We start from the raw sequence: 18823 nt of genomic DNA, 5'->3' as shown, positions 1-18823 counted from the left end.
TCCAAAAAATCTTGACTCTATAGTAACTATAGGGATTCTAATATTCAAAGTTTATAAATTTTTTTAATGGGTATAACTATGAGTGGCTGTGGATGTAGTAAAGAAACACCATGCGAAGATAAGAAATCTCAACAAGAAAATCATCCATCAATTGCAGAAGCAAGCAATTCAAAGAATTGTGATAATACGCCTAGCTGTTGTGGTGAAGAGGAAGAAGAAAAATCTTCATCTCCTTGCTGTAACACTTCAAACAGTTGTGAAGATACCGCTCAATCCTGTTGTGGTTCTGATCCCAAAGAAAATTTAAGCACTGAAAACGTTTTAAAAGATTCGCACTACATGAGTGAATACTTAGTTCCCAAAATGGATTGTTCTGCGGAAGAACAGATGGTTCGTATGGCGCTATCTTCAATTGATGGTGTTCAAAAACTCATCTTTGATTTACCTAACCGTTCTTTAAAGGTTCTACATAATCAAAAAGATGAAAATATAACCACCAAACTTGAAGCTTTGGGTTTTGGTGCAAAGCTTGTGAAGACTGAAACTTATATAAGCAATCAACAGGCTAAGCAAACAAGTACCTATACCATTCCTAAAATGGATTGCTCTGCTGAAGAGCAAATGGTCCGTATGGCTCTTGCAGATATTGAAGCAGTTAAAGGTCTTACTTTTGATCTTCCCAATCGAAAACTGAAAGTCTTCCATAATGAAGGGAGTCAGCAAATTACGGCCAAACTTGAAGGACTGGGTTTTGGGGCGAAACTTGATGAAACACAGCTTTCTACAGGCGATATACCTAATGAACCTGATCCTGTGAGACAAGCTAAAGTACTTAAACTGTTATTAGGCATTAATGCTCTACTGTTCTTTATAGAATTCATCAGCGGAATTATTGCTGCGTCTACAGGATTGATTGCTGATTCTCTAGATATGTTTGCCGATGCAGCCGTTTATGGTATTGCGCTATATGCCGTCGGAAAAGCTGCGAAATATCAAATAAAAGCAGCCCATTTCGCAGGTTGGATTCAGTTATTACTTGCTGTCATCGTGATTATTGATGTCATTAGACGATTCATGTTTGGAAGCGAGCCAGAATCAACGCTCATGATTGTTATTGGCCTGCTCGCACTTATAGCTAACGTGACATGCTTATATCTTATTTCTGGTCATCGAGAAGATGGCGCACATATGAAAGCCAGTTGGATTTTCTCGGCGAATGACGTTGTCGTAAATATGGGCGTTATATTTGCCGGTGTACTCGTGGCGTGGACGGGATCAGCTTACCCAGACTTAATCATTGGCATCCTGGTTTCTTTATTCGTGCTTAATGGTGCTCGAAAGATTTTGGCTTTGAAGTAAGAGTATCGAAAATGAATCTATTTCAAGTTAAACAAAATCAGATCGTCAAAATTAGAGATCTCAAAAAAGGTAATCAATACAGTCATACCACTGATCCCGTATTGGAACGGCTCCAACTATTAGGTTTTAGAGAGGGTGAAACTCTACAAGTACTCGCTAAAGGTGTTTTTGGCGGAGATCCTGTTTTAGTTCAAATTGAAACTTCAAGATTCGCATTAAGAAAGAATGAAGCTGAAAGAATTTTTGTAGAGTTAGTATCCAATGAAGATTAAGAACATTGCATTAGTCGGTAATCCAAATTGCGGAAAAACCTCTTTATTTAATACGCTTACTGGTACGCGACAAAAAGTTGCCAACTATGCTGGGGTTACCGTAGAAAGAAAAGAAGGTTCTTTTAAATTACCTTCTGGTGATGCAATACGAGTATTGGACTTACCCGGAACTTACAGTTTAAAACCTAGTAGTTTAGATGAAGAAGTCACCAGGGCAGTTTGTTTGGGCGAGCTAAAAGGTGAAATTCTACCCGATATTTTTATATGCGTTGTAGATGCCACAAATTTAAGCTTACATTTGAGCTTGGTTCTCGAAGTTCGTGCTCTAAATCGCCCTATGATTCTTGTATTAAATATGATGGATGAGGTCAAAAAGCGTGGTATTTCCATTGATAAGGATAAACTGTCTCAACTGTTAGGTATCCCTGTAGTTGAAGCTGTCGCAGTTAAAACAAAAGGAATTCAAGATTTAATTAATCAATTAGATCAAAAAAATCTTTTTATTACTCCTTATCATTCTGAATTAAGTCATTTTGAACAGGTCAAACAAATCACCAAACAAGTTATTTTAAATAATGACAGTGGTGATAAAAGAACCGCATTTCTAGATAAAATTTTTCTACATCCTGTATTGGGTTTAGTAATCTTAACTTTAACCATGTTTGTGATGTTCCAAGCGGTATTTATATGGGCAACGCCTTTTATTGAATTCATTGAAAATTTTATCGCATGGCTCAGTGATTTTATTGGACCACTAATCCAACATCCTCTATTAAAAAGCTTGGTGGTGGATGGGGTAATTGCTGGCGCAGGTAGCGTGCTTGCATATATGCCTCAGATTTTGATTTTATTCTTCTTCATTTTAATGCTTGAAGAGTCAGGCTATTTACCCCGGGCAGCATTTCTTTTAGATAAATTAATGTCTAAAGCCGGGCTTAGCGGCCGTTCATTTATTCCTCTGCTATCTAGTTTTGCTTGTGCGATTCCCGGAATTATGGCAACCAGAAGTATCAGCTCTGAACGGGACCGATTAGCAACAATTATGATTGCACCCTTGATGACCTGTTCAGCAAGATTGCCAGTATATGCTTTATTGATCGCGGCATTTATTCCGAACCAATTAATCTACGGCTGGTTAAGTCTGCAAGGATTAGTCCTTTTTGGTCTTTATATGTCGGGAATAGTCTCAGCGTTATTAGTTTCAGTGTTTCTGAAATTGGTTCGAAAAGATAAAACTGAAAGTATTTTTATTTTTGAACTTCCCACATACCGAATTCCAGATATTAGAAATATTGCATTAGGCTTATATGATAGGGCAACTATTTTCTTAAAACGAGTTGGTGGCATTATCGTCGCACTGTCTATCTTGTTATGGGTGCTAGTCACGTTCCCTCAACCACCAGATAATGCAAGCATGCCGGCCATTAACTATAGTTTAGCTGGTCAGTTAGGGCATTTAATTCATCCTATATTTGCGCCTATTGGGTTTACATGGGAAATATGTATTGCACTCATTCCTGCTATGGCAGCAAGGGAAGTTGTAATTGCTGCTCTTGGGGTGATTTATGCGATGTCAGGTGATGAAGATACAGTAACTCAAAGTCTGTTAAGTCAAATTTCAGGCCCGGATGGATGGGGGTTAGCCACAGGTTTATCATTATTGGTATGGTTTATTTTTGCTCCCCATTGTCTTGCTACGTTAGCAACAATTAGACGAGAAACTGGCAGCTGGAAACAGCCCATCATTATGGCAACTTATTTGTTTGCATTAGCCTACATCTTTTCATTCATCACATATCAAGTTGCGAGTAATTTTTAATTAGCAAATGAATAAAATAAGGGAGCTAGCTCCCTTATTTTATTGAAATACTCACTATAAATGAAGCGCTTTTACAAGAAAAACTGTATAGATATCAATAATATTAAACAGCTTCCTAAGAAAACTTCTAATTTAATTATAAATTATGAAAGAGTTCCCTCTTTTTAGTGCAATTCATGAAATTAGGTTTAAATATCAAAAATTATGGCTTAATGAATAGCATGATCTTGTAGACACTTTTAGTGAAATAATAATCAAAATATTGGAATGCTCCCAGTAGCTTAGACACAAAACCGATTCTAAAATTCTTATACTCGATATGGATAATTATTCTGAAAATTTTTTAGTATTAATTTCTTGTAGATAAGTGAAGATCTCATCTACTGTAGCTCTCGCTGTTCTAGAAACGCCAATTAATGTTGCAGATGCCATACCTGTCCAATCTCCATATCCAACTAACCACAAGTTAGGTAACTTAATAGACCTTCCATTTTGAACTTCTACAAAGTTATCTCGCTCTACTATATCTATACTTTTTAGATGATTTAATGAAGCCTTAAATCCAGTACACCAAATAATCACATCAATTTTCTCTTTTTTTCCATCTGGCCAAATAACTGCATCTGTAGCTAAAGATTGAAAAGGTGGACGGCTATGTAAGACTCCTCTATTCCTTGCCTCTTTGACACTATCGATCATCACAATATCACCTAGGCCACCTATTGGCTGGTCAACTTTTCTTCCTTCTTGTTGTACTTTTAAACGCTCAGTTGCTCTTAAAAACAGTACTCGACCATCGACATCATCAGGTAAAAATTGAGGCGGAGTTTTTGTGACCCAAATGGTTTCAGCAACTTGTGAAACCTCAGCGAGTATTTGCGCGCCCGAATTCCCCCCACCCACCACGATGACTTTCTTATCTTTAAATGGATCTGCATTCAGGTAATGGGCTGAATGTAACTGCGTGCCTTGAAAGTTTTCCTGTCCCGGATAATCAGGAATAAACGGCTGGCGCCATGTCCCTGTTGCACTGACCACCACCTTGGCTCGCCAAAACTTTTCTCCAGCATATACGTCTAAATACTTTCCCTTCGATTCCACACGATCGACATGTACTGGACGAACAATCGAAAATTGATATCTCTGTTCATAAGCCGATAAATACTGGATCACCTCATTTCGTGTTGGATAGGTCTGTTCAGTGATGGGCATCATCCAACCGGATAGAGAACTCCAGGTATTAGGAGAAAAAAGACGCAATGACTCCCAGGTATGCAGCCAGGCACCCCCCGCTTGATTTTGCTCATCCAATATAATGAATGGGATTTTCTTGCGCTTTAAAAAATAAGCGGTAGATAAAGCGGCCTGCCCACCACCGATAATGATCACATCAGTTTCAGTCTGTTTCTGGTTCAAAGCCTTCACCTTTTCCTTATTTATCTCTGACTTCTTTAATGTAAAAACCCAATCATGAAGACTGGGTTTTTACAATATTCATTGTACCTTTAACAGCACTTCATCGGTACAGCATAAAAGTGTTACTGACCTGGCAATGAGACGCAGTATTTAATACCATCCAGCATTTATAAACTGCGCTGATTTACACGCTTGGACAACTCTTCAGCCGATTCCTTGCGTTCAGAATAACGATCAGTCAGGTATTTGCTTTGACCACGAGTCAGTAGAGTGAACTTAAATAACTCTTCCATGACATCCACAATCCGGTCATAGAAAGCTGAAGGCTTCATTCGTCCATCTTCTTCGAATTCCAAGAAAGCTTTCGGAATTGAAGACTGATTTGGAATGGTGATCATCCGCATCCACCGCCCCAAAATACGCATCTGGTTCAGGCTGTTAAATGACTGTGATCCACCACTGACTTGCATCAAGGCAAGGGTTTTACCTTGGGTAGCACGGATTGCTCCTCCTGCAAGTGGAATCCAGTCTATTTGTGATTTAAAAATGGAACTCATAGAACCATGACGTTCAGGTGAACACCAGACCATACCTTCAGACCATGCAAGAAGCTCATGCAGTTCTTTTACTTTTGGATGCTCAGTATCCGCATCTTCTGGCAAAGGAAGGCCCCACAAGTGATAGATACAGATAATGAACCGTACCGGGTTTGTCGGAGACTTTTTTATTTAAGTTAAGCCACCTGACCTAACGGGTTAATCTTATCATAGTACATTGCTTCAAACTCAAAAGGCGACACATAACCCAGTGCACTGTGTACACGCTTTTTATTGAACCAATCTACCCAGTTTAGTGTCGCAAGTTGTACATCTGCTAAACCTTGCCAATCTGCTTTTAAATATTCAATCACCTCTGTTTTGTATAAGCCATTCACCGTTTCAGCCAAAGCATTATCGTATGAATCACCAGTTGTACCGACTGATGCTCGTAAATTTGCTGCTTCTAAACGATTGGTATAGCGAATCGAAAGATATTGCACACCCACCCCTGTCGGAATGATGAATCACATTCTTTGGCATGCCTCGATCGTGCAATGCTTGCTCAAGTGCATCGAGCACCATATCTGTATTCCTCCGTGTAGATACTTTCCATCCAACAATTGCTCGTGAGAACACATCAATAATAAAGGCGGTATAGACCCAGCCTGAATGAGTTTGAATATACGTAAAGTCACTGACCCATAATTGGTCAGGTCGATCAGCACTAAAATTACGTTTCACTAAATCATCTGCTCGTTTTTGATCATCTCGGTTGCGGGTAGTTTGTTTGTTCTTACCACGCCAAACACCTTGTATATCTAGCTTCTGCATCAATCGAGCAACTGTACAACGTGCAATAACATAGCCTTCACGTTTCAATTTTTGCCAAACTTTACGTACACCATATCGACCTGAACTTTCCTTCCAAATTCGTTTAATTTGTTCAGCATGATGCTCATCATGTAGATCTCGTTTCGCTCGATGTTCTGGATTGTCAGCGAGATCTAAAGTTCGGTAATAGGTTGAAGCTGCGATCGGTAAAATCCTACAAATCGCATCAACACCATATAAGTCTTATTGTTATGGATGAAATCCACCATTATTTGTGTGGGCGGTCGAGCTCCGCCTGGGCGAAAAAAGCGGCTGCTTTACGTAGAATTTCATTGGCACGCTTTAATTCTTTAATTTCACGTTCCATTTGCTTCATTTTTTCTTGATCAGATATCTGTTGTACTTTAATAGGATTTTGCTGATCTAAATGCTTTTGATGCCAGGCACGAAGTGTTTCAGGAGTACAACCAATCTTAGGCGCAATTGCTGTGATTGCAGCCCAAGTAGAAGGATAATCTTTTTCAGATTCAATTAGTAATTGAACCGCTCTTTCTCTAATTTCGGGGGTATAGGTTGGTTTTTTCATCGGAATAGTCTCTCAGAATATTGAGTCTCCGACAAACCCGGTACGGTTCATAAAGCACACATATGGAGGTGCTTTGTCACGGTTAAAATGGGAAAGAAAATGTCCACCAGATCTTGAGCACAGGCAGGTTAAGTATAAAAATAACGTGATCGAATGTAATCATGGCAAGCTAAAGCGGATCATTAGGGCCACTTTAGGATTCAAATCGATGAAGACGGCTATGCCACATGCATCTATTCAGATGGCATTAAACACCGATGATGTACAGACGAAGTAGTAGCAGCCGATCCTACTAAAAGAATAGCAAACGATAAAAACAGCGATAAGCATGTTTTTAACCACTGCATAAAAATAGACCAAAAATTAAGCTTTTTTAATTTTACAGATTCGAAAATAAATAGTAATAATTCATGAATAGTAGCCGAAGCTACCATTCATGAATCCAAATCATACTATTTTAAAAAACTAATTCGATGCCTGCACCATATTTCCAGCCTTTTTCAGAATCCGTAGCCTCTTGCATAGAAGTGGCTTTCTGTCCTTTTTCATATTGGTAAGCAACGTCAATAAAAGGTTTAATTCGCTTAGTAATTTCATATCGGGTTTTGATCCCCGTTTTTAGTTCTGATAAACCTGATTTTGCAGCATAGTTAGAATCATCGCTAAATATTACATCTGCTTCGATATAAGGTTGAGTAATAAGTTTCTGAGTTAAAAGCAAATCACGTTCTAATTCAAAACTTGCTCCCCAAAAATTATTCTCACCGCCATAAAGATATGCTTGTGTTTCAAAGAAATAAGGAGCTAGACCTAATATACCAATAACCCCATCCACTCGATCGCTGCTGCTGTTATTTTTATCTTCACTATATCTTACCCCAGCTTGTACATCCCAAAATGGGGCTACGTTACGGCTATAAAGTGCTGATACAGCATATTTTGGATCATTACTTTCTGACTTTTCCGAATTGGCTTCAATAAATAGACGATTTTCATCTGTCCCAATCAAAGTTTCAAACTTTGTTCCTAGGTTGCCCTTACCGTCTTCATCAACCATCCATTCATTTTCAAATTTTGTCGTTTGATAAATTTGTCCGCCATGTTCTTTAAGATGATCATCATGAGATGGGGCTGATCTCTTTCTTGCGGTCAGAATAATATTATCTCCCCCATTTGCATTTTCCATTGAATAATATTCTGGATACAATTCTTGGGGGCTATATCTTAAGCCACCAGACTCCTGTAATAAGACTCTCATACCATTTGTAATATTACTTTCTTGTTCCGAAGTGCTGCTATTAGCAAAAGTTAAGTTTGATATACTTACTAATGCAATTGATAAGACTGTTTTTGAGAAGAAATTCTTAGTGATTTGCATGTGGATTTACTCCCTTCTCACTTATTGGGGGCTGAGCAACAATATTTTTTGAAACACTATCTTTGTCTACTTGGGCGACAATTAGTTTATTCATCATTCCTGCACTCATATGGTAAAGCAGGTGACAATGAATAGCCCACTCACCTAACTCATCAGCTGTGAGTAGAGTGGTTATCGTTTTCCCAGGTGGAACAATTACCGTATGTTTGTTTGGCATATTGCTTGGATCCTGACCATTCTCAAGCTGCATAAACATGCCATGTAAGTGCATTGGGTGAGCCATCATACTGTCATTGACAAATTTTAAGCGAATACGTTCACCATACTTCACCACTAGTGGGTCGGCTTCATTAAATTTTTTACCATTTATTGTCCAAATATAACGCTCCATGTTTCCACCAAGACGGATCTCTATTTCACGTTCAGCTGCACGAGTGTCTTTTTGAGGATCTAACGATTGCAAATCACTATATTGCAATGCTTTATTACCTTCAGGTGTTGAAGCATTTGCCCATCCAAATACGGTATTATCATTCTTGTCTGAAGCCGCCTTAACAGTAGCGCTATTCATCGGCATATCATGATTCATACCTTTCATAGAAGACATATCATGATCCATACCTTTCATAGAAGACATATCGTGATTCATGCCTTTCATAGAAGACATATCATGATTCATATCTTTCATTGAAGACATATCATGATCCATACCTTTCATAGAAGACATATCGTGATTCATGCCTTTCATAGAAGACATATCATGATTCATATCTTTCATTGAAGACATATCATGATCCATACCTTTCATAGAAGACATATCATGATTCATTCCCATATCTTCCATAGTCAATAAAGAACGAGGACGAGGCTTAGGCATCTCAATTTGTTTGACTGCTGGGCTGCTTTCTTCATGTAATGTTCCCACTGAAAAACCGGTACGATCAATAGATTCAGCTTCAATTTGGTAATGTGCTTGTTTTGGTTCCACAATTACGTCATAAGTTTCAGCAGTACCAATACGGAACTCATCTACAGGAACGGGCTTTACAGGTTGACCATCAGCACTGACTACAGTCATTTTTAGGTTTGGAATGCGTACATCAAAGAATGACATAGCGGAAGCATTAATAAAACGAAGGCGAACTTTTTCACCAGCTTTGAAGTTACCCGTCCAATTTTGCTGAGGTGTCTTGCCATTCATTAAAAATGTATAACCAGTCACATCGGACATATCTGTTTTCAGCATTCGCATCTGATTCCACATAGAACGGTCTTGCCAAGTCGCTTTTAGCCCATCACGTTTAACTTGTTTTAATACATCGAATACTGTTTCGCGGCGGTTCTGATAGTAGTCTGCTTCTTTTTTAATATTTTTCATAATTTGATCACTTGTCGAATTATGAAAATCAGAAAGCAAAACAACGTAATCTTTATCGGTTTTTTCAGCAGCTGTTAGTGGAGTTTTATCTTTAGGATAAATAACAAAAGCACCATATAAACCGTCTTGTTCTTGTCCTTTACTATGTGAATGATACCAATAAGTACCATTTTGGCGGACTTTAAACTTATATTCATAAGTTTTATTAGGGGCAATGCCATTAAATTTGTTAAATCCAGGTACACCATCCATAATTCCAGGTAATAATAAGCCATGCCAATGGATTGAAGAGTCCTGATTTTTTAACTTATTGTGAACACGGATAACGGCCTCATCACCTTCTTCAAATTCAAGAAGTGGTGCAACGAATTTACCATTTACAGTAATTCTCTCAACTGGTTTTCCTGTGATATTTACAGTTTGTTCAGCGATTGTTAAATCATATTCTTTAACTGCCGCCATTACCCAAGTTGATGAAAATAAACCAACTCCAATTAAGAGTATATGACTTAACTTTTTTGACATTCTATCTCACCTTTAGAAAGATCAAGATTGAAGTAATAAAGCAAATATTTAGTATAAACTTTAATACTTCTTTCTCGCTATTTATAAAATTATTTATTGCTACTAGGCATATTCATCTTTGAATGATCCATTTTAGAATGGTCCATATTCATCATAGAATGATCCATTTTTGACATGTCAGATGAGTTAGGAGACTGATGTTGACTATGATCTTGCTGAGTCTTGTCATCTTTTTCCATTTTACAAGGTTTTGTACAAGGTTCCTGTGCTTTTACCGTTTTAGTGGCACTTGAGGTTGATACATCTTTTGCCCAAGATTGAGTACCAGCAATTAAAGTTCCAGCACACATTAAAATTGTTAGACTACGACGCACTACAGTTTTCATAAGTTTCTCTAAAAGTTAATTTCTTGCTACTACAATAAAGTGAAGCATTGAACATCTAAGTGACTTGAAAATGACATTTTTGTAATCTATCTCGATCAGATGTTTTATAACGTTATTATAGTTTTAATGAATGACTTAGGATTCGGAAATGAGAATACTATTAGTTGAAGATGAACAAAAAACTGGTGATTATCTCAAGCAAGGTTTATCCGAAGCTGGCTATATTACGGACTGGGTTACAGATGGGTTAACGGGTAAACATCAAGCTCTTTCTGAAGAGTATGACTTAATTATTTTAGACGTGATGTTACCTGGACTAAATGGTTGGAATATTATCAATGATATTCGTAGCAGCGGTAAAACAATGCCCATTCTTTTTCTTACCGCCCGAGATCAAATCGAAGATCGAGTAAAAGGTTTAGAGTTAGGCGCTGATGATTATTTAGTAAAGCCTTTTGCTTTTGCAGAGCTTCTTGCTCGAATCAAAACTCTCCTTAGACGAGGGCAACAAAGAGAAGATAATAATATTATTAAGATTGCTGATTTAGAACTCGATTTGAGAAAACGTCGGGTAACACGAGCAGGTCAACGCATTGATCTGACGGCAAAAGAATTCGCGCTTATGGAGCTTTTCATGCGTAGACGAGGTGAAATTTTACCAAGAGCGCTGATTGCTTCTCAAATTTGGGATATGAATTTTGATAGTGATACGAATGTCGTTGAAGTCGCTATTAAAAGATTAAGAAGTAAAGTTGATAGTAACTTTACCCCCAAATTAATTCAGAATATTCGAGGAATGGGGTATGTACTAGAGGTAGAGGATGAATAATAACTTATTCAAAGCGATCAGTTTTCGGATCGGTATTATTTTCTCATTATCTACTATTTTCATTCTAATTATTATGGGCTTATTCATAAATAAATTGGTAATACATCATTTTGAGACTCAAGACCGTACCCAATTAGAAGGTAAAATCCAGCTGATTCAGAATCTTATCCAACAGAATCCTAAAAACTCTCCAGAACTTAATCTGTATTTGAGAGACGCTTTAGTTGGACACCATGATCTTATGGTTCAAATAGAACGACCGACAGGTAAAGTTTTATTTAGTTCAGCACCTTCAACAATTAATACTCAACACTTAACCAAGTCTGCAAATAACTCTTGGATTAAATGGCAAGTTCAAAATAAGACCTATCGTGGCATGATCTACACTACAGGTATAAATAGAAATTCTGAAATACAATCTGTACGAATTATTGTGGGGATCGATACATCTGAACATCTACATTTTTTAAATGATTTTAAGCGTCAACTTTTTTACATTGGTTTAGCCGGTACGATTTGTTTAATGTTTTTAGGCTGGTTTGCAACCTGGAGAGGTTTAAGACCCGTGCAAAAAATGGCTAAGGTCGCAGAAGGCATTTCTGCCCAACATCTTTCAGAACGTTTAGAAGTTGAGCACACACCAACAGAACTAAAATCATTAGCAATTGCCTTCAATGATATGCTCGACAGACTAGAATCAGCTTTAGAAAGGCTTTCCGATTTTTCATCTGATTTAGCGCATGAAATTAGAACACCGATTAATAACTTAATGACTCAAACTCAAGTATGTCTTGCCCGTAAACGAGATACCAGTACCTATCAAGAAGTACTATTTTCTAATTTAGAAGAATTAGAACGTTTGGCTCGAATGGTATCCGATATGCTTTTCTTGGCAAAAGCAGAACATGGCCTAAAATTACAGAACTTACAGAATATTGACCTGGTTAAAGAAGTTACAGCCTTATTTGATTTCTATGATGCGCTAGCTGCCGAAAAAAATATGACGCTTCAACAAACAGGATCTGGAAATGTCAAAGGTGATCCTGCTATGTTACGTCGAGCACTCAGCAATCTATTATCTAATGCAGTTAAATATGGAAATAAGAATTCTACAATACGCATAAAACTTCAACAGAATTTAGATAACACAATATTTTCAATTGAAAATGAAGGCTCTGAACTCTCTCCTGAACAACTATCCAGATTATTTGATCGTTTTTATCGAACAGATGCGTCTAGACAAAGAACAGAAGAAGGAACCGGCTTAGGGCTTGCCATAACAAAATCTATTCTTGATATGCTTGGGGCGACCATCCAGGCTGAATCCCTCAATGGTCGAATCATTTTTACCATTGTTTTTCAAAGTGAATCCATGCAAGGGGAATCATTTTAACTCATTTTTTGAACATCTTCCATTTACCCGAGTTGACCTTACATAAAGCTCAAACTGAGAGCCAGAGCTACGCCAGCACCTATCATGGCAATTGTGTAGCCAAATATGATAGCTCGGCCAAACTGTGCCCCCCCTGTCATCCATGCAATTGTCGCTTTGCTTAACATGTTGCTCAGTGTGGCCAGCCCTAGCGCGACAGCAGCCACATTTGTTGTTAAGCCTTCAGTACTATGCAGGCGGGCAAGTGAGACTAAAATAGCATCTACGTCTGCTAGCCCAGAAATAGTCGATAATACGAAGATGCCGCTGGTGCCCAACCATTGTTTTGCTGCCGGGACCAAGACTGCCATGACAGCCAGGAAAGCAGCGAAGCTGAATGCTGTCCCAAGATCAAAAGGAGCCATTGCTTCTATTGTTCGATCGTTGTTTTCAGCGCTGGTAATTTGGCGTTGTCTCCACAATGCCATACCCAGCAGAAGGATTCCCGCAATCATCATTGCACCACCAAAAGTGCTTAGCAATGCTGGCTCAATGACGCCTATCAGCACAACCATACGAAAAAACATGATGCCACAGGCAGCCAATGTTCCAGAAATAGCAGCACTGACCATGACGGGGTGCTGGCGTGTATAGCGTGCCAGTGCGACAGTTGCAGCTGTAGAAGATGCCAAACCACCCAATAGACCTGTCCAGAATATGCCTCTTTCTGAACCGGTAAGCCGCATGGCAAAATGACCTGCCAGAGAGAGTCCGGCAATCAGGATCACTGCCCACCATAACTGGTAAGGATTTAATGCAGCAAAAGGTCCCAGACCCGTATTGGGTAAGTAGGGTAATATAACGACAGAAAGTACCAGCAACTGCAGGGATGCGGTTAATTCACGATGCTCTATCAAGCGTAGCCAACCGTGTAAGGTTGGCTTGAGATCCAAAAATACAGCGACGATTACAGCCGCGGTTAATGCTAAAGTAACATTACCATGGGATGCATATGCACCTAAAACTAATGTCAACAGCATCGCGATCGTCGTGGTAGCGCTTAGATTACCGGAAAGTTTTGCGGTACGCGCGTAGGACACTGTTAATAATAAGGAAAGCCCTAATACGGCCGCGACCAGCGGCCAAGGCCCGAAGTTTGGTTGTAAATGACCGAGCACTCCTCCGAGCAATCCTGTCAATGTGAAGGTACGTAGGCCTGCTACTCGGCTGCCCTCGGGCAATTCACGATCGTGCCATCCTCGTTCTAAACCAATGAGCAGGCCGATGGCAAGTGCTGCAATAAGACCTGGTACATCTGGTGGAAGAAAAGAACTCTCTATCATAACTTTTTATTTCGCAGGCGAAGGGCATTCGTGATGACTGAAGCTGAACTAAAACTCATCGCCAAGGCCGCAATCATGGGTGACAATAACCAACCGGTAAATGGATAGAGTACGCCAGCTGCGATTGGGATACCCAAGGCATTGTAAAGGAAAGCAAACATGAGGTTCTGTTTCATGTTGCCAACAGTAGCTTCCGAAAGGGAACGGGCAACCGCGATACCGCGTAAATCCCCCTTGACCAGCGTAACTTGAGCACTATTCATTGCGACATCAGTTCCGGTCCCCATAGCGATACCGACATCAGCCTTGGCTAGTGCTGGTGCATCATTGATTCCATCGCCGGCCATTGCCACGATGCGACCTTCCTTCTGCAATTTGCTGACCAGTTCTAGTTTATCTGCGGGTTTAACTTCACCATGTACCTCATCAATACCCAGACGTGCTGCGACTGAACGGGCAGTGGTGAGACCATCTCCTGTTGCCATCACGATACGTAGTCCAGCTTCCTTCAGGGTGGCAAGTGCTTCAGGGGTACTTTTTTTGATGGGATCGGATACTGCAAGCAGGCCGGCCAATTCACCATTGATGGCTAGATGCATCACACTTGCACCTTCTGAACGCAGCTCTTCGGCTTGCGGAATCAGAGATTGTACCGAGATACCTAATTGCTCCATCAGTGCTGTGTTGCCCAAAGCTAACTGACGATCGCCCACTTGACCTCGAACACCAATCCCTGAGCCTGATTCAAAATTATCTGGTGTTTCAAGAGACAGGCCACGTTCGTGTGCTGCATTTACAATCGCTTCGGCTAGCGGGTGTTCACTGCCTTGATCAAGACTGGCGGCTAAACGTAATACTTCAGATTCATCGAAACCTGATGCGGCAACCACACGATCGAATACAGGGCGTCCTTCGGTCAACGTACCTGTTTTATCGATGATTAGTGTGTCAATCTTGCGCAGATTCTCAATGGCTGCTGCATCGCGGAACAACACACCATGAGTAGCACCTTGACCCGTTGCAACCATGATAGACATTGGAGTTGCCAAGCCTAGTGCACAAGGACAGGCAATAATGAGTACTGCCACAGCATTGATTAATGCATAAACCCAGCTCGACTCTTCTGGGCCGAACAATCCCCATCCAAAGAAGGTAAGCAAGGCAATGGTCACTACAGCCATGACGAACCAACCTGCTACCTGATCAGCCATACGTTGCATTGGTGCTCTCGATCGTTGAGCTTGCGCCACCATCTGTACGATCTGGGATAACATGGTACTTGAACCAATTTTCTCTGAACGCATGATCAATGAACCATTGGTATTCAGGGTAGCTCCAATGACTTTATCGCCGATACGTTTAGTGATAGGTAAAGGTTCACCTGTCAGCATCGATTCATCCACTGAACTACTTCCTTCAGTGATTACACCATCCACAGGCACTTTTTCACCTGGGCGAATTCTGAGTAAATCTCCTACATGGACATGCGTTAGAGGAACATCTTCTTCAGTTCCATCAGGCAGGATTCGGCGAGCTGTTTTAGGAGCAAGTCCGAGGAGTGACTTAATTGCAGCAGAAGTTTGCGAACGTGCTTTTAATTCCAGTATTTGCCCCAGTAGGGTCAAAGAAATGATGACCGCTGAAGCTTCAAAGTAAACAGCGACACGACCCATGGAGATAAATGAGTCTGGAAAGATTTGTGGTGCAATGGTCGCAACCACACTGTAAATAAAAGCAGCCCCTGTACCTAGACCGATCAGGGTCCACATGTTTGGGCTGCGATTCACAACCGATTGCCAACCACGGGAAAAAAATGGCCAACCTGCCCACAGTACAATCGGGAGTGACAACACTAATTCAATCCAGCTCTGAACTGCCATGTCGAACAGGTTCAGTTGATGGCCAAACATTGCCAAAAAAGTCACGACTATGGTGAGTGGCAGTGTCCACCAGAAGCGTCGACGGAAATCACGTAACTCAGGATTCTCATCTTCCTCTAACTCGGGAATGAGTGGTTCCAGTGTCATTCCGCATTTAGGACAGTTTCCAGGATGATCCTGTCTAATTTCTGGATGCATTGGGCAAGTATAGATGGTCGTGCCTGTTGTGCTTGCATCATTAACGGATTGAGTAGTCTGATGATGCTGTGTATGTGCATCGGCAGTCGTCGTTGCGGGTTTAGCGATATATTGCACCGGGCTGCTATGAAACTTTGATTGACATTTATCACTGCAAAAAAAGTAAGTTTTCCCCTTAAATTCCTCATGGTATTTCGATTCTTCAGTGACGGTCATACCACAGACTGGGTCTTTCAGTACGTCTGTTGTAGCCTGTGCCATATGGTCCTGGTTATGATTTTTTTGATCTGACATAAATAATTCTCTTATGGAAAAGTGGTTTTATGGCCGAATTTTGGAATAAATCTCGGAGTCTGTTGAGCATAGCTGTCATAGACAGCGCCAAACTGTTTACTCATTTCAGCCTCTTCCTTAATTGCCAAGCGGCTGTACATTAAGAGTAAGATTGGAAACATAATCAGTGTCAGTAAAGTTGGCCATTGCAATAAAAACCCCAGCAAGATCAAGATAAAAGCCACGTATTGGGGGTGACGTATGCGCGCATAGGGTCCGGTTACTGCCAATTGGTGATGACGTTGTGCGTGGTACAACACGTTCCATGCTGATGACAGTAAATAGAAACCATAGCCCAAAAAAATATAACTCGCGATGTGCAGAATGCCAAAATGTGGATCACCCTTTTCGCCTAGTAGCGTTGACCATAAGTGACCTGAGTTATGCGACAGCAAGTCAAGTTCAGGAAAGCGAGTTTGTAGCCAGCCTGACAACAGATAAATTGTTAAAGGGAAACCATACATCTCGACAAACAATGCAATGATGAAAGCAGAGAAAGCGCCAAAAGTACGCCAATCTCGCGCTGTGGCGGGTTTAAAAAAACTGAAGGCAAACATAATGAAAATTGCCGAATTTATGATGACGAGCCACCACAGACCATAGGCTGATTCCGCATGATTCATGAGGGGTCTCCTGGTTCGCGTGATTTTTTATTATCTGATGTGTCTGGATTTTTCTGTTGATGATGGTGATGTCCATGACCACCATGCATAAAAATATGCATGAGTGGGCATGCTAAAAGGAGTAAAAAGGGTAAAACACCAACGACATGGGCCAAATGCTCGGTTAAGAGAAAATAGGCTGCCACACCACCAATCACGAATAGGCCGATGGCATAACGTGTAGACCAAAAGTTAGGTACTGAATTATGTTCTTGAGGTTGATGGTTCATGGTGCTTCCCTCTCTAATTCATGGGTAGTTGTGGAGGGAGGCATACAGTCCATCATCATCTGCATCATGGATTGCATCATGTCCATACGTTTTTCCATCATCTGCTGACGGTCAGCCATATTTGCATTCATGCTTTGGCCGCTCATCTGTTTCATCATGCTCATACCTCCTTGCATGAGTTTCATGTGCTCAGCCATAAGTTTTTGACGTTCTTGAGGGTTTTTTGCAGCCATCATCTTTGCATGCATGGCTTGCATTGCTTTCATGTGCTGGTCCATTGCAGCCATTTTATCTGTAGCAGTGGTGCTGGTAACTGTTTGCTTAATTGTTACTGCAGATGGTGCTGTTTTTTCAGGGTGGTGATCTTTGTGTTCATCGGATTGCTGTGCAAATGTATTCAATGACGCGGCTGCGATACATAAGCCCAAAAAAATGTTTTTGAATTTCATCATAATTTTTTCCTTTAAATAATTTGGAAGTAAAAGCTATGTTTTAGTACTGAACAGAGTCTAGGAATTTGACTACTAAACTGATGAAATTTTTGGTTATTCTCTGTCTCTCTTAAAAATTTTAGCACTATTAATTAATTATTTTTAAAAATGACAAAAATGTAATTTTGAGATCTTCTCGAAATATATAGTCTATGCTGAGATGACAAAAATTTTATTTAATATTAATCTTTTAAAACTATTAAAGTTGTTATGATTTTATGTGCTTAAAAAAATAAAAATGAAATGATTAGATGACTCCAAGGCTAGTTAGAGACACATTCTTAATGTAATTTACACTGTTATTCCTTTAAAGAAAAAATACAGTTGATCAAAATAGTTTTTTATAGAAAAAAGGGTGGATAATTTAATTATTAAACTTATTGGTATATTTATTAGATAGATGGTAAAGAAGATTATTTTTAATATTAGGGTTTATAATCCAAATTTCAGAGTAAGGAATCTACTACTTATATAATAGAGATTCCATCTCCAAAACAGTACTACTGTATGAATGAGTTGTATTCAATGCAGGGAAGAATGTAGATCCTTAATACTAACGGAAAATTATTTTACTGAATTTTCATGTAAAGACTCATTTAATTGATCAATCACTGTCGTCCATTCACCATCAGAGTGTAGTTTTTCTTCTAAAAAATGACGTTGAGCATCAGTCCAAAAAATTGCTTGTGTTAAAAAAACATCTCCAGCTAGCTGATGGCTCTCTATGAATTTTGCAATTGCTTCTTCAGTAGAAGCTAAACCAAGCTGTTCAAATAATTTGGTCATTCTTGGACGTGTTTGAGTCATGTGCTTAGCCCACAAATTTATATTAGATCAAATTAAACATAACATGTTTATATTTAAACTAAAATATAAAAAATTAAATAGCTACTATTTTCTTAGACAAAATGATTACTACATTTCATAAATCAACCACCTACATAATTTGTTTGTTAAATGATCATTATTTTTCAATAAGATTACCATAGTTAAAGA

15 protein-coding genes, 4 pseudogenes and 1 other annotated feature are annotated in these 18823 nt (G+C 39.5%); of the genes and pseudogenes, 6 read left to right on the top strand and 13 right to left on the bottom strand.

Annotated features, from left to right (window positions below):
• Window positions 1-78 precede the first annotated feature (78 nt).
• From AC4MC0_RS08680 to feoB, 3 genes are read left to right on the top strand one after another with little or no spacing between them, the layout of a single operon-like run.
• A complete protein-coding gene (locus AC4MC0_RS08680) occupies window positions 79-1359 on the top strand; it encodes a cation efflux transmembrane domain-containing protein (protein WP_335999557.1) in 1281 nt (426 codons plus the stop codon).
• Between the two features lie 11 nt (window positions 1360-1370).
• On the top strand, window positions 1371-1631 hold the full coding sequence (locus AC4MC0_RS08675; RefSeq protein WP_004665962.1) for a FeoA family protein: 261 nt from the start codon (window positions 1371-1373) through the stop codon (window positions 1629-1631).
• Window positions 1621-3450, top strand: coding sequence for a ferrous iron transporter B (gene feoB / locus AC4MC0_RS08670; protein ID WP_335999559.1), 1830 nt, complete (start codon window positions 1621-1623; stop codon window positions 3448-3450). Before AC4MC0_RS08675 ends, feoB begins: the two co-directional genes overlap by 11 nt.
• A 327-nt stretch (window positions 3451-3777) precedes the next feature.
• Here the strand turns inward: feoB and AC4MC0_RS08665 are convergent, their stop codons facing one another.
• The 3 genes and pseudogenes from AC4MC0_RS08665 to AC4MC0_RS08655 all read right to left on the bottom strand — a co-directional run bounded on the left by AC4MC0_RS08665 (window position 3778) and on the right by AC4MC0_RS08655 (window position 6822).
• Window positions 3778-4866, bottom strand: a complete 1089-nt coding sequence (locus AC4MC0_RS08665; protein WP_062032166.1) for an ArsO family NAD(P)H-dependent flavin-containing monooxygenase — start codon at window positions 4864-4866, stop codon at window positions 3778-3780.
• Window positions 4867-5033: 167 nt separating this feature from the next.
• Window positions 5034-5558: pseudogene (arsH, locus tag AC4MC0_RS08660) on the bottom strand (arsenical resistance protein ArsH); the annotation flags it as partial.
• A gap of 41 nt (window positions 5559-5599) precedes the next feature.
• A pseudogene (locus AC4MC0_RS08655) lies at window positions 5600-6822 on the bottom strand (IS3 family transposase).
• Window positions 6432-6547, bottom strand: a sequence feature (AL1L pseudoknot). Its footprint overlaps the pseudogene before it by 116 nt.
• 58 nt (window positions 6823-6880) lie before the next feature.
• Here AC4MC0_RS08655 and AC4MC0_RS08650 point away from each other — a divergent pair.
• Window positions 6881-7042, top strand: a pseudogene (locus tag AC4MC0_RS08650) (DDE-type integrase/transposase/recombinase); the annotation flags it as partial.
• A 16-nt stretch (window positions 7043-7058) separates the two neighbouring features.
• Here the strand turns inward: AC4MC0_RS08650 and AC4MC0_RS08645 are convergent.
• The 4 genes and pseudogenes from AC4MC0_RS08645 to AC4MC0_RS08630 form a co-directional block, all read right to left on the bottom strand.
• Window positions 7059-7256 (bottom strand): annotated as a pseudogene (locus AC4MC0_RS08645) (hypothetical protein); the annotation flags it as partial.
• A 23-nt stretch (window positions 7257-7279) separates the two neighbouring features.
• On the bottom strand, window positions 7280-8200 hold the full coding sequence (locus AC4MC0_RS08640) for a copper resistance protein B (protein WP_062032146.1): 921 nt from the start codon (window positions 8198-8200) through the stop codon (window positions 7280-7282).
• A complete protein-coding gene (locus tag AC4MC0_RS08635; RefSeq protein WP_491887490.1) occupies window positions 8187-10103 on the bottom strand; it encodes a copper resistance system multicopper oxidase in 1917 nt (638 codons plus the stop codon). The genes AC4MC0_RS08640 and AC4MC0_RS08635 overlap by 14 nt, the downstream gene beginning before the upstream one ends.
• Before the next feature lie 89 nt (window positions 10104-10192).
• Window positions 10193-10489: a hypothetical protein gene (locus tag AC4MC0_RS08630; RefSeq protein WP_004281865.1), complete on the bottom strand. Its 297-nt coding sequence runs from the start codon at window positions 10487-10489 to the stop codon at window positions 10193-10195.
• A gap of 148 nt (window positions 10490-10637) precedes the next feature.
• On the opposite strand from AC4MC0_RS08630, the gene AC4MC0_RS08625 reads away from it, so the two are divergent.
• Entirely contained in the window at window positions 10638-11318 is a 681-nt protein-coding gene (locus AC4MC0_RS08625; protein WP_004663993.1) for a heavy metal response regulator transcription factor, read from the top strand.
• Window positions 11311-12711, top strand: coding sequence for a heavy metal sensor histidine kinase (locus AC4MC0_RS08620; RefSeq protein ID WP_335999568.1), 1401 nt, complete (start codon window positions 11311-11313; stop codon window positions 12709-12711). The genes AC4MC0_RS08625 and AC4MC0_RS08620 overlap by 8 nt, the downstream gene beginning before the upstream one ends.
• 38 nt (window positions 12712-12749) lie before the next feature.
• On the opposite strand, the gene AC4MC0_RS08615 is transcribed toward AC4MC0_RS08620, so the two are convergent.
• From AC4MC0_RS08615 to AC4MC0_RS08590, 6 genes are all read right to left on the bottom strand, one after another.
• Complete coding sequence (locus AC4MC0_RS08615; protein ID WP_004663995.1) at window positions 12750-14033, bottom strand: MgtC/SapB family protein; 1284 nt, start codon at window positions 14031-14033, stop codon at window positions 12750-12752.
• A complete protein-coding gene (locus AC4MC0_RS08610; RefSeq protein WP_335999571.1) occupies window positions 14030-16405 on the bottom strand; it encodes a heavy metal translocating P-type ATPase in 2376 nt (791 codons plus the stop codon). Before AC4MC0_RS08610 ends, AC4MC0_RS08615 begins: the two co-directional genes overlap by 4 nt.
• An 11-nt stretch (window positions 16406-16416) precedes the next feature.
• Window positions 16417-17067 (bottom strand): methyltransferase family protein, encoded by a 651-nt coding sequence (locus AC4MC0_RS08605; RefSeq protein ID WP_335999573.1) that lies wholly within the window; start codon window positions 17065-17067, stop codon window positions 16417-16419.
• Entirely contained in the window at window positions 17064-17336 is a 273-nt protein-coding gene (locus AC4MC0_RS08600) for a DUF2933 domain-containing protein (RefSeq protein WP_004755892.1), read from the bottom strand. The genes AC4MC0_RS08605 and AC4MC0_RS08600 overlap by 4 nt, the downstream gene beginning before the upstream one ends.
• Window positions 17333-17788: an EMC3/TMCO1 family protein gene (locus tag AC4MC0_RS08595; RefSeq protein ID WP_062032164.1), complete on the bottom strand. Its 456-nt coding sequence runs from the start codon at window positions 17786-17788 to the stop codon at window positions 17333-17335. Before AC4MC0_RS08595 ends, AC4MC0_RS08600 begins: the two co-directional genes overlap by 4 nt.
• Window positions 17789-18391: 603 nt before the next feature.
• Complete coding sequence (locus AC4MC0_RS08590) at window positions 18392-18634, bottom strand: DUF2789 family protein (protein WP_004281876.1); 243 nt, start codon at window positions 18632-18634, stop codon at window positions 18392-18394.
• Between the last annotated feature and the right edge of the window lie 189 nt (window positions 18635-18823).

It is taken from the genome of Acinetobacter sp. CAU_H_S139_7 (genome assembly GCF_058599305.1).
This window is presented reverse-complemented; position numbering and strand designations above follow the sequence as displayed.

What these genes read in the sequence shown, in the direction of transcription:
- AC4MC0_RS08680 (WP_335999557.1), top strand. Translation starts at nt 79, where the DNA reads ATGAGTGGCTGTGGATGTAGTAAAGAAACACCATGCGAAGATAAGAAA.
- AC4MC0_RS08675 (WP_004665962.1), top strand. Translation starts at nt 1,371, where the DNA reads ATGAATCTATTTCAAGTTAAACAAAATCAGATCGTCAAAATTAGAGAT.
- feoB (WP_335999559.1), top strand. Translation starts at nt 1,621, where the DNA reads ATGAAGATTAAGAACATTGCATTAGTCGGTAATCCAAATTGCGGAAAA.
- AC4MC0_RS08640 (WP_062032146.1), bottom strand. Translation starts at nt 8,200, where the DNA reads ATGCAAATCACTAAGAATTTCTTCTCAAAAACAGTCTTATCAATTGCA.
- AC4MC0_RS08635 (WP_491887490.1), bottom strand. Translation starts at nt 10,103, where the DNA reads ATGTCAAAAAAGTTAAGTCATATACTCTTAATTGGAGTTGGTTTATTT.
- AC4MC0_RS08630 (WP_004281865.1), bottom strand. Translation starts at nt 10,489, where the DNA reads ATGAAAACTGTAGTGCGTCGTAGTCTAACAATTTTAATGTGTGCTGGA.
- AC4MC0_RS08625 (WP_004663993.1), top strand. Translation starts at nt 10,638, where the DNA reads ATGAGAATACTATTAGTTGAAGATGAACAAAAAACTGGTGATTATCTC.
- AC4MC0_RS08620 (WP_335999568.1), top strand. Translation starts at nt 11,311, where the DNA reads ATGAATAATAACTTATTCAAAGCGATCAGTTTTCGGATCGGTATTATT.
- AC4MC0_RS08615 (WP_004663995.1), bottom strand. Translation starts at nt 14,033, where the DNA reads ATGATAGAGAGTTCTTTTCTTCCACCAGATGTACCAGGTCTTATTGCA.
- AC4MC0_RS08610 (WP_335999571.1), bottom strand. Translation starts at nt 16,405, where the DNA reads ATGTCAGATCAAAAAAATCATAACCAGGACCATATGGCACAGGCTACA.
- AC4MC0_RS08605 (WP_335999573.1), bottom strand. Translation starts at nt 17,067, where the DNA reads ATGAATCATGCGGAATCAGCCTATGGTCTGTGGTGGCTCGTCATCATA.
- AC4MC0_RS08600 (WP_004755892.1), bottom strand. Translation starts at nt 17,336, where the DNA reads ATGAACCATCAACCTCAAGAACATAATTCAGTACCTAACTTTTGGTCT.
- AC4MC0_RS08595 (WP_062032164.1), bottom strand. Translation starts at nt 17,788, where the DNA reads ATGATGAAATTCAAAAACATTTTTTTGGGCTTATGTATCGCAGCCGCG.
- AC4MC0_RS08590 (WP_004281876.1), bottom strand. Translation starts at nt 18,634, where the DNA reads ATGACTCAAACACGTCCAAGAATGACCAAATTATTTGAACAGCTTGGT.